Origin of the sequence: Sphaerothrix gracilis Ecp01 (assembly GCF_030405905.1) — a bacterium.
Classification (GTDB): Bacteria; Cyanobacteriota; Cyanobacteriia; order Phormidesmidales; family Phormidesmidaceae; genus Sphaerothrix; species Sphaerothrix gracilis.
The window spans coordinates 1-1,183 of the sequence record NZ_JASATW010000131.1 but is presented as its reverse complement, the minus strand read 5'-3'; the positions used below and the strand labels follow the sequence as shown (position 1 = coordinate 1,183).

The window sequence follows — 1,183 nt, the reverse complement described above, 5'->3', positions numbered from 1 at the left end:
CGTAGGCGTCTTGGGAGAACCAATATAGCGAGCTGCGCCAATCGCCAGATAGTCCACAATCCAGTATTCCAGAATGCCGAGCGCTTCATACTCGGCCAGCTTGTAGAGATAATCATCGCGCCAGTTGGTTGAGCTGACTTCAACCGCTAGTTGAATCGGTTCTTCTAAAGCTGCATACGCCTTTGGGTCAGACGTCCACAGATCCTTATCGATCACGCTTACATCTGGCGTTCGCCCTTGGACTAAACCATCATCGCGAGTTGTTTTCACAGAGGCAAAGCGACTGATTTTATAGTTAAGCTGGCTGTGCTTAACCTGCTCGCGAAACGCATCGTAGATAAAGTCCGCAACATCATCGTGGGCGCGGGTTGCCATCAGTTGAACAAGCTGACCATTGACCAGTTCATAGCGTTTACCATCATCAGGGTAAGCTTCTAGAAAATCTAGAAAGCTGAGAGGCTGAGCGATCGCTTGAGTCATAGCAACTGGCGACCTCGTTAAAGGATAAAGGTTACGGGAATGGTTTTAGTGTAACGCTCTGATTGACTAGCGCTGCATCAGAGCAAATGTGCCAGCTTCTTATACTACTGTCCAATATCAGGCTAAGTGGGATCTTCCCAACTCTCGGTGATCTAAGCTGGCTAATGCTCTGAACCCTAGCTCTTTATTCCTTTGGGCGATCGCACTTGAAGATATTCGACAGAGATATTGCCGTTTAGCGCTTTTGAGTAGGTTCTCAGAGCCATACTGCGCTCGTGTCTCAAGAACAGCTAGCGATCGCTTATCTTTTATCAAACAAAGAGCCAGCTTACTTATTACAAAGACGTTATGGAGACGTTATAGGCGATCGCCCTATGTTCGCTTACCTTTCAGCGATCGCATTAACATGTTCTCTTTTCATTGAAAGAGCGATTTTAATACAAGTTTTTATGCACAAATAACTTGTATTATTTAGAGGTATTTGTGCGTATAAAACATGTTGTACAGGTTTATACGCTTGAACATGTTCTATTTGTATATAGATCGGGTTGCGCTGAGATGCCTTAAACAATATGCCCAAAACGCTTGCACAGCAGTAGTTACAGCGATTATGACTAAAAGTGTGGCAATACACCACGCGTACAAAACACATGCGCGTATATAACAAGTTTTACAACGTAGGCATATTTTATAACATGTAAAC

1 protein-coding gene is annotated in these 1,183 nt (G+C 44.3%); it reads right to left on the bottom strand.

Features of this window, described 5'->3' with window-relative positions; translation table 11 throughout:
- Positions 1–480 (bottom strand): Uma2 family endonuclease (locus tag QJQ48_RS28255; RefSeq protein WP_346294500.1); only part of this gene is annotated, 480 nt, incomplete at its 3' end.
- Between the last annotated feature and the right edge of the window lie 703 nt (positions 481–1,183).